General features: G+C 53.2%; 14 protein-coding genes. 3 read left to right on the top strand and 11 right to left on the bottom strand.

Annotated features, from left to right (window positions below; translation table 11 throughout):
* Positions 1 to 6 precede the first annotated feature (6 nt).
* The 9 genes from CVU77_01255 to CVU77_01215 all read right to left on the bottom strand — a co-directional run bounded on the left by CVU77_01255 (position 7) and on the right by CVU77_01215 (position 6,586).
* The gene (locus CVU77_01255; GenBank protein ID PKN02076.1) at positions 7 to 1,155 is read right to left on the bottom strand and encodes a hypothetical protein; all 1,149 of its coding nucleotides are present in this window, start codon (positions 1,153 to 1,155) and stop codon (positions 7 to 9) included.
* A gap of 15 nt (positions 1,156 to 1,170) precedes the next feature.
* The gene (locus CVU77_01250; protein ID PKN02075.1) at positions 1,171 to 1,782 is read right to left on the bottom strand and encodes a hypothetical protein; all 612 of its coding nucleotides are present in this window, start codon (positions 1,780 to 1,782) and stop codon (positions 1,171 to 1,173) included.
* An 8-nt stretch (positions 1,783 to 1,790) separates the two neighbouring features.
* Positions 1,791 to 1,985 carry a hypothetical protein gene (locus CVU77_01245; GenBank protein ID PKN02074.1) on the bottom strand — a complete coding sequence of 65 codons (195 nt, stop codon included), beginning with the start codon at positions 1,983 to 1,985 and terminating at the stop codon, positions 1,791 to 1,793.
* A complete protein-coding gene (locus tag CVU77_01240) occupies positions 1,978 to 2,409 on the bottom strand; it encodes a hypothetical protein (protein PKN02073.1) in 432 nt (143 codons plus the stop codon). The genes CVU77_01245 and CVU77_01240 overlap by 8 nt, the downstream gene beginning before the upstream one ends.
* Positions 2,410 to 2,479: 70 nt before the next feature.
* Positions 2,480 to 2,818 carry a hypothetical protein gene (locus tag CVU77_01235; protein PKN02072.1) on the bottom strand — a complete coding sequence of 113 codons (339 nt, stop codon included), beginning with the start codon at positions 2,816 to 2,818 and terminating at the stop codon, positions 2,480 to 2,482.
* Between the two features lie 22 nt (positions 2,819 to 2,840).
* Entirely contained in the window at positions 2,841 to 4,301 is a 1,461-nt protein-coding gene (locus tag CVU77_01230) for an arginine decarboxylase (GenBank protein PKN02071.1), read from the bottom strand.
* A 37-nt stretch (positions 4,302 to 4,338) separates the two neighbouring features.
* On the bottom strand, positions 4,339 to 5,262 hold the full coding sequence (locus CVU77_01225; protein PKN02070.1) for a polyamine aminopropyltransferase: 924 nt from the start codon (positions 5,260 to 5,262) through the stop codon (positions 4,339 to 4,341).
* A gap of 13 nt (positions 5,263 to 5,275) precedes the next feature.
* The gene (locus CVU77_01220) at positions 5,276 to 5,656 is read right to left on the bottom strand and encodes an S-adenosylmethionine decarboxylase proenzyme (protein ID PKN02069.1); all 381 of its coding nucleotides are present in this window, start codon (positions 5,654 to 5,656) and stop codon (positions 5,276 to 5,278) included.
* A gap of 96 nt (positions 5,657 to 5,752) precedes the next feature.
* The gene (locus CVU77_01215; GenBank protein PKN02068.1) at positions 5,753 to 6,586 is read right to left on the bottom strand and encodes a TIGR00268 family protein; all 834 of its coding nucleotides are present in this window, start codon (positions 6,584 to 6,586) and stop codon (positions 5,753 to 5,755) included.
* 121 nt (positions 6,587 to 6,707) lie between these two features.
* Here CVU77_01215 and CVU77_01210 point away from each other — a divergent pair, with 121 nt between their 5' ends.
* The 3 genes from CVU77_01210 to CVU77_01200 all read left to right on the top strand — a co-directional run bounded on the left by CVU77_01210 (position 6,708) and on the right by CVU77_01200 (position 9,859).
* Entirely contained in the window at positions 6,708 to 8,366 is a 1,659-nt protein-coding gene (locus CVU77_01210; GenBank protein PKN02067.1) for a hypothetical protein, read from the top strand.
* Between the two features lie 203 nt (positions 8,367 to 8,569).
* Positions 8,570 to 9,289: a glycosyl transferase family 2 gene (locus CVU77_01205; GenBank protein PKN02066.1), complete on the top strand. Its 720-nt coding sequence runs from the start codon at positions 8,570 to 8,572 to the stop codon at positions 9,287 to 9,289.
* Between the two features lie 9 nt (positions 9,290 to 9,298).
* A complete protein-coding gene (locus CVU77_01200) occupies positions 9,299 to 9,859 on the top strand; it encodes a hypothetical protein (protein ID PKN02065.1) in 561 nt (186 codons plus the stop codon).
* Here CVU77_01200 and CVU77_01195 read toward each other — a convergent pair.
* Positions 9,856 to 10,395, bottom strand: a complete 540-nt coding sequence (locus tag CVU77_01195) for a flavin reductase (GenBank protein ID PKN02064.1) — start codon at positions 10,393 to 10,395, stop codon at positions 9,856 to 9,858. The two genes, CVU77_01200 and CVU77_01195, sit on opposite strands and share 4 nt — an antisense overlap.
* Before the next feature lie 515 nt (positions 10,396 to 10,910).
* The gene (locus CVU77_01190) at positions 10,911 to 12,944 is read right to left on the bottom strand and encodes a hypothetical protein (GenBank protein ID PKN02063.1); all 2,034 of its coding nucleotides are present in this window, start codon (positions 12,942 to 12,944) and stop codon (positions 10,911 to 10,913) included.
* Between the last annotated feature and the right edge of the window lie 13 nt (positions 12,945 to 12,957).

Below are 12,957 nucleotides of genomic sequence, written 5' to 3'. Positions count from 1 at the left end.
TTTTCTTTAATGCTTAAAGCCCGAGCCGACGGGCACAAGGTGCGCGTCCCAGCCGCCTTCTTCGGCCTCGTCGTATGCGTCTATATTTTCCTTAATTTCCTTTTTTTTCCACGGGCTTTCGTCCTTAATCACAAACATAGCGCCGGCTTTGTTGTAGACGGCCGCCGAAGCTATCGCATAGGTGGCCGGCCACTCTTCTATGCCGAAGATTTTTCCAAGGAGCGGATACCCCTTATTCGACGGAGAATCGGATTTTTTTCTAACCACGACCGTTATTTTCTTTTTGTAAAACTCTTTCTTATTTGCGAAGTACCATGAATCTTTCGTTTCGCCGATTTTATACGGCTTGACTATATGTACATGCACTCCGGGCGGTAGAACGATAGGAATCGGAGGAACACTTCCATAGATATGCTCGGCGCCAAAATATTCTATCATGATTTCATTTCTTTCAAGGCCCAGACCAAGGTCGGTAAAAGTTACATCCAAAATACCTTGATCCGCGCCGGTCTCCGCGCCGGCGGCGTTTAATTCCTGCCTACGAGCGACTTCTCTGGCTATCTTGGCGGAATACATCGGTCCAAGTTGGGCTATCTTTTTCTGTAATTCCACCAACCCGTCCACCTGCGTCTTCATCGAATTTACACCCGTCTCCACTTTATCGCTGCCGTTACCCGTCCCCACAGAACATTTGGTCAAACCTATAGGATAAACATCTATCGTGGCGCCGACCCTTGTAACATTATCCTGCCACGCCCCCTGCGGCAAAAGCGGCGCAAGAGCGCAGACACCGTATACACCGCCGCCGCCGCCTGAAAATGACTCTCCGGGATGCATACCCATCGCCCCCAGTGTGGGGCCCAGAGGCACGCTGTCGTAAAACACTTTGGCTATCATCTGGTTGATTTGGCCCAGCATATTTAGTGTGCGCGCCTGATTAATGGCCGCCGCCATAACGGCGTTGTCGGCGGCGTTTTGAAGCATCATTCTGTCTTTTATCATCTTGGAGACGTTAATCAGCATTGCCCAGCACAAAACCAGAACTATCATCATCATAAAGAAATAGGGCATTGCCTGGCCGCTTTGGGAGTGGCGGGTGGTTAGTGTCGAGCGGTTAGTGGGCGATAATTTTTTGGTCGTCATATACTTTCGCATCGCGAAGCATTTATATTATTCATTAAACTTCTTTGCCCCCGGATAGGCGGTCTCGTAAAACTTCCAATCAGGGGATTTCATCATTCTGCAATGCGCCGCGCCCGTTACGCCATACTTGCGGGAAACATCGAGTGTTCCGTATCCGCCGCCATAAAAACTGCCCGCCATTCCTTCTGATTGGATAAAAGGGTCATTGTCCCCCAGTATGGGCTGCAAAATCGAAGAGAACATTACCGACTGTGTGTAATACGCGTGCGCGGAAAACATTTGCTTTGGATTACCGCTGTGGTCGGCGCCTGCTTTACCCAAAGGGTTTTTGTTCCATATAGTCGCTTTGGCGGGCAAGCCGATTCCCAGCACATAGGTGATAGCCGTTTGGGCATTCTGTTCCGGATCCTCTCCCTCGGCGCCGGCAGAACTGTTTCCTTTGGTGACTATGGCGGCCCTTACTCCGGCCTGCGCGGCGTCATTGGCACGCATCCAGCCGAGCGTTATCATCGTAAATTGGACCATAGTAAAGATAATCGCCGTCAAAAACAAGACGGTCACTAATAGCGTCTCCACGACGCCTTGTCCCGACTGTGACTTGATGATTTTTTGTTTTATCATTGCCAAAATAAGTTTCATAGAAAACCTCAGGGCATCATGCCGGGCATTCCCGTTCTTATGCTTTTTGTCTTTCTAAACGAGGACCCCAGCGCCGAACCGAAAAGTTTTACCGCGCCCAGGCCGAATATCGCCATTATGGCGGCTATCATAACGTACTCGACGGTGGACTGAGCATTTTCGCCCGATAAAAAAGCCGTAATGCGCGTCTTTTTCTCAGACATCGAGTATGTGCCTTCTGTAGTCGAACTTGTCGGAATAGACATAGAGGTGGAATCCGAAGTACAGCAAGAAAAGCATCGTGATTTCGGGGCTGAAATTGTCGGCGCTCAAATACAGAAGCATTCCGGCGGAAAGGGAGAGTTTGTAGAAATGCCGCTCGAATATATCGAATACGACGGACTGCTTTGATGCGGCGATTTTGCGCCTGATTTTAAGACCCAGAGTGGCGGGCGCGAGAGCGGCGGCGGGAGATATACTTGTCGAAAGCAGGGTCGACCTGGTCGAAGCGTAGGCGAAGAAAGCCGCCCTGCACGAGTCGCATTCGCGCACGTGTTCTTTTACTATGCGGGTTTCTTCGGGGGTGGTTTCGGAATCGACGCAGGCGCTTATCAAACGCTCGTCGAAACGACACTCGGGGGATTTCATGGGAACACTCCTTAAATCGGTTCTGCCCTACACCAACTTAGAGTGTTCCGGTTGCGGGATTATTCCGTTGTCACTTCTTGACTTCCGAATTTTTCTGGCAGGTTATGCAATAGCGCACCCACGGAAGCGAGCGGAGGCGCTTGTCGGCTATTTTTTTATCGCAAAGCGCGCAGTTTCCGTAAGATCCTTTTTCTATCCTCTTTAATGCGTGGTCTATTTCTTCTATGATTTTCTCTTCATTGGAAGTTATGCTGAATATCAGATTTTTTTCGATGGACGACTCGACCTTATCGTCCTCGCTGATTTCATTTTCGCTCAAGTCGACTTCCTTTTTTTTCATCAGCGTGGCCAACTCTTTTCTCTTGTCGTCGAGCATTCTGCGGTAATTGGCGAGTTCTTTTTTATTCATAACATTCTCCTTTATGTATGTATTACATCACTACTTTTATGGTTTTAAGCGACTCCGTCTCCTGACCGCTCACGCGGATTTTTTTGCGGGCCAATTCCTGAACGTAATCCACGACTTGCGAAGTTATGCGCTCGCCCGGTATCAATACCGGAATCCCCGGCGGATAAGGCGTCAGCGTCTGCGCCGATATGTGTCCGGCCGCGCGCGACAGCGGTATCCTTTTTATCTTTTTGCTGAAAAATACCTCGCGCGGAGCCATAACCATTTCCGTCGTCAGCGGCGGGAGGTCGGTCATGTCCGGCGCCGGCCCCACGACGGAGGCGGCAATCTTTTTTTCTATGTCGGCCAGCGCCGAAACAAGCGCTTCGGTGTCGCGCGGCGTCGAGCCGATGCCCATTATGGCTATAAGATTGAAAGTGTCGGCGCAATCGACCTGGATATTATACTCTTTGGCGAGTATATCTTCCACATCATAACCGCTCATTCCCGCGCGCGTAACGTTGATGGTCAGTTTCGTCACATCCAAATCGCGGCCGTTATTCTTTTTTATGTCCTCGCGCGTGAAGCAGGAAAAATGCTCCAGCGCGTTTATTCTCCGGCGGGCGCGCTGCGCGGTTTTTATCACCCTGTCGAGCATCTTTTCGCCCTTGTGAACCGCCTGCCAGCGGGCCATATCCAAAGAGGCCAGCGTAAGATAATTCGGAGACGTCGTCTGATTCAGAGAAACAACCTGTCTGACGGCGTTTATATCGACCATGTCGGAATTTACATGCAGCATAGACCCCTGCGACATCGCCGAAAGCATCTTATGCGTCGACTGCACGCACATATCGGCTCCGGTCTCCACGGCGCTGACGGGCAGATCTTTATGAAATTTAAGATGCGCGCCGTGCGCCTCGTCGACCAAAAGAAGTTTTCCCCGACGGTGGCAGATTTCGGCTATTTTGAAGAGGTCGGCGACGACACCGTTGTACGTGGGCGAGGTAATGAACACCGCCCTGGCTTCCGGAAATTTATCGAGGGCGTCCTCTATCTGGCGAGCCGAAGAATTGTTGATTATTTTGTTCTGCTCGTCGATTTCGGGTTGAATCCAGATGGGCCAAACGCCGGAAAGTATGACCCCGGCCAGAACGGATTTATGCGCGTTGCGCGAAACTATGACGGACTCGCCGGCGCGCATCGTGGCCAGAAACATGGCGATGTTCCCGCCGGACGACCCGTTTACCATAAACAGCGAATGGTCTACGCCGTATGCGGAGGCGGCGAGTTCCTGCGCTTTTTTGATGGGCCCCGTAGGGTCGTGCAGAGAATCCACCTCGGGGAAGACCGTAACATCGAAGTAATAGACGTTCCGCCCCGTGAAAGATTTCAGGCGTTTTTCTATGCTTTCGCCGTTTTTGTGGCCCGGAGTGTGAAAAGAAACGACTTTTCGGAGGGAGCGGTTATAAAGGACATCGAATAGTGGCGTGCGGTTCTGGTTCATCGCTCAGGGACGGGCTGTCCGACCGCCCGTTGGTTTTCTATTTAAAGAAAAAAACGGGTCTGTGAGAGGAAATAATTCTTTTTTCCGATGAAAGTATGTCCCTGTAAAACTTGGGTATCGCAAAAAGTCCTTCGTGCGTAAGTCCGTCGTAAAACTTGAGTCGTCCGGCTTTTCGGGAATCGAGTTTTTTAATTTTGGCGTCCACGGCTGAGGCCGAGACGCGGCGCTTTGAGTCCGACGCCACAATAAACGCCCACGGCACGTCGAAACTCGGGACATAGGAATAATATGCTCTGGCGTCGTTAAAAACGCTGCGCAGGGTTGCGAACAGCATTTTGTGGAAATTAAACTGCAGCAGATTCCCCGAACCGGCCTGCACGGCTAAGATGCCGCCGCGCGCAAGTTTTTTCTTGAGTGTCCGGTAGAATTCCGACGTGTACAGCGCGTAAGCCGGCCCCCCCTCTATGGGCGTGGGCAGGTCGGATATGATAATATCGAATTTTTCCTCCGTCGTCTCGACGTATTTTTTGGCGTCGTCGATTACAAGCTCCACGCGCTTATCGGAAAACGCTCCGCAATGCCATTTTCCCAGATATTTCTTGCAGAATTCCACCACTTCGCCGTCTATATCCACCATTACGATTTTTTCGACCGATTTATACCGCAAAAGCTCCCTTGCGGTGGCGCCTTCCCCTCCGCCCATAATAAGAATTTTTCGCGGAGCCGGGCAGGACATCATTGCGGGATGCACAAGCGACTCGTGGTAAATGCGCTCGTCATATTCGGCGGACTGCATCTCACCGTCGAGCACGAGACATCTCTTGAACGACGCGGAATCCGCAAGGATAACGTTTTGGAATTTTGTCTTTTTTCTTACGATATATTGTTTAAGCAGGTGGGAGTGTTTTTCTTCGGGTGTGAAATATTCGGTAAGCCAGGTGCCATTTTTGGGGTGATTCATCGCGCTCGCTCCGTCAGGAATTCTTATGTTTTATCACGCCCTTGTTTCTGAGCACCCCTCTTTTCATCTCCAGCGCCGTGGAATTGCGGGCTTTGAGTTTTGACTCGATATGCTCGCAAGCCACCCACGGGTCAATCTCTTCGCCGCAGGTATATACGTCGACGGAAGCGTAGCCGTACTCCGGCCAGGTGTGAATGGCCAGATGCGATTCGGCTATAACCACCACGCCCGATACGCCCTGCGGATTGTAAGAGTGAAAAATCACGTCGACGATATGCGCCTTGGCTTTTTTGGCCGCGTCGACCATTATCTGCTCCACGGAACGGACGTCATTGAGCAGTTTACAATCGCAGTCGTAAAGTTCGACGATAAGATGTTTGCCTAATGATTTCATTTTTTACATTCGGATGCGGAATTTTGCCGCATCGGCGGGCAATCGCGCTATCCGTTAAAAAACGGCTATAACTTATATAATTTTCTTAAAACGTTGTCAAGGTCTCCGACGGAAAATTAAATTCTGGCTTCCGGTTTGAAAACCGTCGAGGTCAAGAGAAACGTATGTAAAACCGAGTTTTTTGAGTCGGCGCGTTATGTCCTTGCGCTTGCGCAGCGCGCGCGAAAGTTCGCCGCTTCCGAGTTCGATGCGCGCCACGCGCCCTCCCATGGCGCCCGACGGATGAAAGCGCACGCGCACTTCCCTGAAACCCAGTTTTTGCAAAAACGCCTCGGATTTTTCGACGAGAGAGAGTTTTTCCGGCGTGATGGTTTCTCCGTAGGGCAGCCGCGACGCCAGACACGCCTGCGACGGTTTCGACGCGGTGGACAGTCCCAGCGCGCGGCTAACGAGGCGCACGTCGGCCTTGGTGAAACCCGCTTCGCGCAGCGGCGCGGCGACTTTCCATGCGGCGGCGGCTTTCGCGCCGGGGCGGAAATCGCCGTCGTCCGACAGCGTGGCGCCGTGAAAAACGACCGCGGCGCCGAAGCGGCGGGACGTCGCGGTGACGCGGCGGAAGAGTTCGTTTTTGCAGTGGAAACATCTGTCGGGCGGGTTGCCGGAAAAAGAAGGCGAATCTATTTCGCGGGTTTTTACGACGACGACCTTCGAGCCGATTTTCTTTGCCAGCGCGACGGCCTTGCGCTTTTCGGCCGCGGGATACGTCTCGGAATCCCCTATAACCGCGATAACCTTCGACGGCGAAAGCGCGTCGGCCGCGGCCGCAAGAAGCAGCGCGGAATCGGCTCCGCCGGAATAAGCCACGGCGGCCTTTCCCGTCGGACGGCTTCTGCGGCGGATTATCGACTTGAGCAATTCATAATTTTTCATTAACGCCTCGCTTGCCCGCCGTCCGTTTGTCGTCGAACGCGTACCGATGCGGAACCGATATTCTACAAAATTTTGATATACTGCTGCGGATTCCCCGCGTAAAAACAAGCGCGGATTTTTTATGAAAGTCAAAATAAAATACGAAGCGATCCTGCTGCTTCTGGCTTCTTTCGCGATGTTCTTCGCGGGGACGGCCGGATTTGAGGCGTTCGACTACGACGAAGCAATCTACTCCGCCACGACCGCCGAAATGATAAAATCGGGCGACTGGGTGGCTCCATCGTTCAATTCCAAAAAATTCTACGAAAAACCGCCGCTTCTTTACTGGCTGACCGCCGCCGCTTACAAAGCTTTTCCTTTTAATAGTATATCCCGCGCCGGACGGTCGGTTGCCGCGGCATCGGCGGCGGGCGCGACACTATTGATATATCTGTTCGCTTTGTATTATTTCTCAGAGGGGGCCGCGCGTCTCTCGGCGCTGGTCTTTGTGACGTCGCTGGGCACCGGCATAATGTCGCGCGCCATTCTTACCGACGGGCTTTTCGCGCTGTTTACGTCGGCGGCGTTTTTCGCGGCCGTCCTTTATATCGACACGGGACAAAGAAAATACTCGATGATGTTTTACGCGGCGGCGGCTTTCTCAATGCTGGCCAAAGGCCCCGCCGGACCGGCGCTGGCGGGAGTTTCGGCGTTTTTCTACGCTCTTCTGTCCGGAAAAAATATTTTTAAGGCGATCGGAATTTTCGTCGAGCCCGCGGGCATCGCCGTGTTTCTGGCGATAGCGGCGCCCTGGCACATCGCCGCGGCGTTAAGAACGGGCGGCGAGTTCTTCCGCGATTTCTTTCTGGTGCATAATCTCAAAAGATTCGGCGGCAAGGCCTTTGAGGGACATTCCGGCGGCGTATTTTACTATCTGCCCGTGGCTATGTTCTGGCTTTTCCCGTGGAGCGCTTTTTTGCCGCAGGCGCTGCTCGGATGGCGCAAACACCGCGCGCTTGCGGGCTGCGTTATAGCGGCGGCCGTGCCTTTTGCGGTTTTTTCCCTCTCGAAAACAAAACTTCCCAACTACGCCGCGCCGATGTTTCCGCCCCTGGCGGTGCTTCTGGGTTACTGGCTCGACGGGTTCGTCCGGCGCCAATCGCGTGAAAATAATTTGCTGCCGATTCTTTCGGTTTTTGTGGCCGCTGTCGTCGGAGCGGTCACAGGCGGAGCGTTTCTTTTCGCCGAGAATTATCTTAACGCCAACGCGGCTCGTCTTGCCGACGCGGCGCCGTATCTTGAGCACGGCGCGCGGCTCGGATTGGCTCCGGCGGCGCTGGCCGCCTCGATTTTTGCCTGCGCGCTCTGGATGACGTTTGTTCCCTTTTTGCGCCAAAAAGCGCCGCGGCTCGCTATCGCGGGATTGGCGGTATTTTCCGTGGCCGCCGCAAATATCGCGCTGCCCCTCGTCGCCCAAAAAGTGTGGATTACCGCTCAAAAACCGCTTAAGGAACTTACGCTTGAAGCCGCCGCCGAAAAACCGGACGCTAAAATCGTCGCCTACGGAATGGTTATGTCCCCGTCGATAACTCTTTATGCGGAACGTGAAATCGTATATCTGGGACACGGCGAACTGCCGGAACTCGCAGCGTTAAAAAAAACTGCCGCGCCGGTGCGCCTGTCAACCAAAAATATTCAGGGTGTTATGGTAATATCCAAAAAATCAGAATTTGACCGCGACCTGCGCGGGGCGGGTTTTGTATTGGTACGCGAAGCCGGCGGATACGCGCTGTCGCGCTAAATATGAGACCGTTAGAAAACCTCGCTCATAATGCCTCAGGATAAACTCCGCGAAGAATCTCGTTTTCCGACGACCACCCTTCGGGTGGAGACCCTTCACGGAGTTTATCCTGAGCCAAAGCGAGACCCTTCGTTTCACTCAGGGTGACAAAAGCGAATGGTTCAGGGTGACATTTTGGGTACTTTTTCGACGGCTTCAAATATATGAACATCTCCGTAATAATACCCGCGTTTAACGAAGAAAAACGTCTCGGACCGACGATAGAGCGGATGCTCGCCTATCTTGCCGCCGACGGCGGCGACTTTGAAATTCTGGTTGTGGACGACGGCTCCGCCGACGGCACCGCCGCCGTGGCCGAAAGTTTCGCCGCGCGCGGGAAAGTGCGTCTCATAAGAAGTGACGTAAACCGAGGCAAGGGCTTTTCCGTAAAGCGCGGAGTCGAGGAAGCGCGGATGGAGTTTATACTTTTTTCCGACGCCGACCTTTCCACTCCCATAGAGGAATTATCCAAACTTAAATCATCGCTCGACGGCGCGGACGCCGATATGGCCGCCGGTTCGCGCGCCGCGACGGGAGCCGACGTGGCGCTGCATCAGCCCTTTTACAGAGAGATGATGGGAAAGGTCTTTAATAAAATAGCCAGAACGCTGACGTTCGGAAGGATAAAGGACTCTCAGTGCGGCTTCAAACTTTTTCGCAAAAATGCCGCCAAAAAACTTTTCGCGCTCTCTCGCATCGACGGTTTCGCCTTCGACGCGGAAATAATATTTCTGGCGCAGAAAAAGGGCTTCGGCGTAGTCGAGGTCCCGGTAAGATGGATAAACAATCCCAACACGCGGGTGAGCGCCGTGAGGGATTCCGTCAAAATGCTTGTCGAACTCGTAAGAATCAGGATTAATTATATGCTGGGCAGGTACGACTGAGGTTTAGCGATGAATATTTTCGGCGCGATACAGCGTTTCGACGACGCCGTCACGGTTTTTCTGAACGTCCGGATGGGTTCCGATGCCGCCGACGTCGTGATGACCGTGATAACTCATCTGGGCAACGGCTTTGCGGCGGCCGGCCTTATCGCGCTGGCGTTATATCTGAACCGCGAGACCGCCGGCAGGAATTTTTGGAAGGATTTTTTCTGGGCGATGGCGGCGGTCATCGCGGCGGGAGCCGTCGCGCAAGTGATAAAATTTTTCTTCAACCGTCCGCGTCCGCTGGGCGGCATAAGCAATCTTCCGCAGCTGCGCAACGTCCTTGGCGCCGACCTTCACTGGCGCTCGTTTCCGTCGGGACATTCGGCGACGGCCTTCGCCGCGGCGACGTATCTGTCGGCAAAAATCGGCAGATTTCGCCCGCTTTTCTACTGCGTCGCCGCGCTCATAGCCGTTTCGCGCGTCTACACCGGAGTCCACTTCCCCACCGATGTCGCAGCCGGTTCGCTGCTGGGATACATCGCGGCGATATCCGTCCTGTCTATCCGCAAAAAACGCGGCGCTTAAAGCTTTATTCTTTTTGTCGCCTGCGCGAACCATCCGCCGCCCAAGTGGTGAACCGTCGGACGCTTCGAGGGATCCAGATAGCCGTCGTATGCCCCGTCGTCGACGGCGGCGTATAAGACCTTCGCCGTAAAAAGCGCCACTCCTTCGTAAATCCTTTTGTCGCGTGTCTCGCACTCAATCCATCCGACGGCGTCGGCGAGATGGGGCGTTTTTATTTTTTCCCCATTGGCCATTCGCGCGCCGAACCGCTTTATTTTATCGGTATCGCGGCCCGACACCTTGCCCGCGCCCAGAAGAGAGGCAAGCAAATCCGAATCCGGAACGTTGACGACAAATGTTCCGGTCGCCGAAATTAATTCGGCGGTATATCCGTCTTCGGACAAGGCCACGGCGACAAGAGGCGGGTCGTCGTTAAGCGGCATTTTCCAGGCCACCGGAGCGATATTGGCTTTTTTGTCATCGCCCGACGATATTATGACGCAGGGGCCGTGGTTGATGAGGCGGTAAAATTCTTCTTTGGGAATTTCTTTGTGCATAATGATACCTCTCTGACACAAACGTATTTTTTTTGTCTGTTTTCCTCAAAACCACAAACTTTCTTTTCTTGTTTCTTTTTCTTGTCTATTTCCCCAAACCCCGCTGCCTATGAGTCAGGATTTTTGAGGCGGTTTCAAACTCCGCCGCCCCGCCAGACTACGGCGGGGTCGTCGGACAATAGTTAATTCCCCCTTAACAAAGTCGCAGACTCCGTATCCGAAGGCATCGGAGGGGGTACGGGGGTTGTAAAATCGCCGAGAAAAACACAACCCCCTTGCCCCCTTTTCTAAGGGGGAAGCCGATTTTTCTCTCAGCTCCCTTTTTCAAAGAAGGAATCAGATTTCCCTCTCAACCCTCTCCTCCAAAAGGTGATGTTTTTATACCTGTTGTTCATTCCCCCTTTATAAAGGGGGATACAGGGGGATTTTTTTACCGCTATGTAGCGGTGGGATTGCTATCCCGCAATAGTGGCGCATAGCAATGCGCCCGCTACAAAATCACTGATATATGAAACTTAAAATACCACCTCTATTCCGCCGAAGAAGTTTCTGGCGGGCGAAGGATAGTAATTTCTCGCCGTGCCGGCAATGTTGGACACTCCGTACTCGGAATATTTCGCGTCAAGAATATTATTGACGCCTGCGAATATCTTTACGCCGTCAAGAGAGTAAGACGCCTTGACGTCGGCGCGAACGTGGGCCGGCAGTTGCGGGGAAACGTTTTTCTGGTCGCTGATGAAATATCTTTCACCGACGTAATTACCCGACATACTCACGACGTATCTTCCCGATGTCAGAGTGTTTATCAAAGATGCGGAATGCGCCGGAACTGCGGGCACAACGGAATCCTTGTAATCTCCGCCGGTGATTTTCGCGTCGGTGTAGGTGTAATTCGCTTTCAGCGAGTATATTTTCGACGGCGAATACACTGCGCCCAGTTCGGCGCCTGTGCGGCGCGTTGCCGGATAGTTTTCGTTGGCTCCGCCTGTAAATGTAACAGGGTCGAAGGGATTGAAATATATTTCATTCTCGGTATCCGTTTGAAAAACGGAAAGATTTCCCGACACCGTCCGTCCGAAAATCTTTTTTACTCCCAGCTCGACGGATTTGGTCGCCTGATTGACCAGCGATGCGTTGAGACCGCCCCATACGCTGTAGTATTCGTCCACGGTCGGGGCGCGGAACGCCGTCGCCCATTTGGCGTAGACCGAAGTTTTCTCGTCGACAAGATAATTCGCTCCGAGAGAATATGCCGCCACAGGCGAAGATATTTTCATTTCGTCCGAACCGGCCGTCTCAAAGGAAAACGCGGCCATTTCGTATCTTGCGCCGCCGATAATTCTGAGATCATCGCCCAGAAGTTTTATTTCGTCCTCGGCATAAACGGACAGTGTGTTTTTCCTGAGAGCCGTCGAGCCGGGCACAGGCACGTCGTTTACATCGAGGTCAACAACCGTCTGACCCGCGAAATACGCCTCCACACCGCAAGTGACGCTGCCGACGGGCGCATCCGCGAATAACGCCTTATTGAGCGCTCCGAAAGTTTCGGTCTTGCGCTGTTCGCCGGGATTCGGAAACCATATAGGGTCGTAGTAATCTCTCCAGTACGATGCCGCTGTGCGGCTCCTGAACGACAGGATGACTTCGTTGTCGAATCGCGGAGTTACTGTCGCTCCCAAAGAAATCTGCGCGTAGGAATCATTCGTTCCCGCCTCGTTTCTCGTCGAGGCCGCCTTCGTAAGATTTCCCTTGTCCCAGTCCGCCTCGCTTAAAGCGCCGGGCATTCCGTACCTGTCGCCGTGAAAACCGAAATCTATCGACAACTTCGTCTTGGCGATTTTGCGCGCGATGAACGCGTTAATGTCCGAGCTTCCGATGCCGGAGTTTTCCCTGTAACCTCCGACGGATTCCCTGCCGGCTGACACTCTGAACGACGTTTCACCCCTGCGCCCCGAAAAATCCAGACGCGCCGCGCCGCGCCCGAAAGAGCCGCTTTCCGCCGAGATGCTCGTCTTATCTTCGGGCGAAAATGCGGTGATGATGTTTATGACACCGCCCGTCGCGTTGTCGCCGTAAAGCACCGCCGAGGGTCCGCGGATTATCTCTATTCTTTCGACGGCGGACAGAGGAATTTGCGCCCAGTCCACATTCGACATATCTATGTTGTTCGTGCGGCGGCCGTTGACGAGCACCAGAACATTGGATGCTCCCGTTTCGCCGAATCCCCTCAAATCAATGCCGACGGTTTTGCCGCTTCCGGTAAAATCCCTTACTATTATCCCCTGCTGGAGCCGCAAAACATCCGTGAGAGTTGAGGCGCCGAGTTTCTCTATGTCGGCTTTTTCTATGACGGTGACGTTACCGGCCGAGCGGAAAGAATCCGACGGTAAACCCTTGCGCGACGTAACGTTGGTACGCTCAATCGCAAGATACGCGTCTCCTCCGCCGGCATAATTCACATCTGCGATCTGAGCCGAAAGCAAGACCGGTAGCGCGAGCACCGCGCAGAGAACCGTTGAAACAAGACAAACGATTGATTTCTTAAACATACTGCCTCCTTTG

Source organism: Elusimicrobia bacterium HGW-Elusimicrobia-1 (assembly GCA_002841695.1).
Classification (GTDB): Bacteria; Elusimicrobiota; Endomicrobiia; order PHAN01; family PHAN01; genus PHAN01.
The sequence above is the reverse complement of the archived record's forward strand: the minus strand, read 5'-3'. Positions and strand labels throughout refer to the sequence as shown.

What these genes read in the sequence shown, in the direction of transcription:
- CVU77_01245 (PKN02074.1), bottom strand. Translation starts at nt 1,985, where the DNA reads ATGTCTGAGAAAAAGACGCGCATTACGGCTTTTTTATCGGGCGAAAAT.
- CVU77_01215 (PKN02068.1), bottom strand. Translation starts at nt 6,586, where the DNA reads ATGAAAAATTATGAATTGCTCAAGTCGATAATCCGCCGCAGAAGCCGT.
- CVU77_01195 (PKN02064.1), bottom strand. Translation starts at nt 10,395, where the DNA reads ATGCACAAAGAAATTCCCAAAGAAGAATTTTACCGCCTCATCAACCAC.
- CVU77_01205 (PKN02066.1), top strand. Translation starts at nt 8,570, where the DNA reads ATGAACATCTCCGTAATAATACCCGCGTTTAACGAAGAAAAACGTCTC.
- CVU77_01190 (PKN02063.1), bottom strand. Translation starts at nt 12,944, where the DNA reads ATGTTTAAGAAATCAATCGTTTGTCTTGTTTCAACGGTTCTCTGCGCG.
- CVU77_01255 (PKN02076.1), bottom strand. Translation starts at nt 1,155, where the DNA reads ATGCGAAAGTATATGACGACCAAAAAATTATCGCCCACTAACCGCTCG.
- CVU77_01235 (PKN02072.1), bottom strand. Translation starts at nt 2,818, where the DNA reads ATGAATAAAAAAGAACTCGCCAATTACCGCAGAATGCTCGACGACAAG.
- CVU77_01240 (PKN02073.1), bottom strand. Translation starts at nt 2,409, where the DNA reads ATGAAATCCCCCGAGTGTCGTTTCGACGAGCGTTTGATAAGCGCCTGC.
- CVU77_01225 (PKN02070.1), bottom strand. Translation starts at nt 5,262, where the DNA reads ATGAATCACCCCAAAAATGGCACCTGGCTTACCGAATATTTCACACCC.
- CVU77_01220 (PKN02069.1), bottom strand. Translation starts at nt 5,656, where the DNA reads ATGAAATCATTAGGCAAACATCTTATCGTCGAACTTTACGACTGCGAT.
- CVU77_01210 (PKN02067.1), top strand. Translation starts at nt 6,708, where the DNA reads ATGAAAGTCAAAATAAAATACGAAGCGATCCTGCTGCTTCTGGCTTCT.
- CVU77_01200 (PKN02065.1), top strand. Translation starts at nt 9,299, where the DNA reads ATGAATATTTTCGGCGCGATACAGCGTTTCGACGACGCCGTCACGGTT.
- CVU77_01230 (PKN02071.1), bottom strand. Translation starts at nt 4,301, where the DNA reads ATGAACCAGAACCGCACGCCACTATTCGATGTCCTTTATAACCGCTCC.
- CVU77_01250 (PKN02075.1), bottom strand. Translation starts at nt 1,782, where the DNA reads ATGAAACTTATTTTGGCAATGATAAAACAAAAAATCATCAAGTCACAG.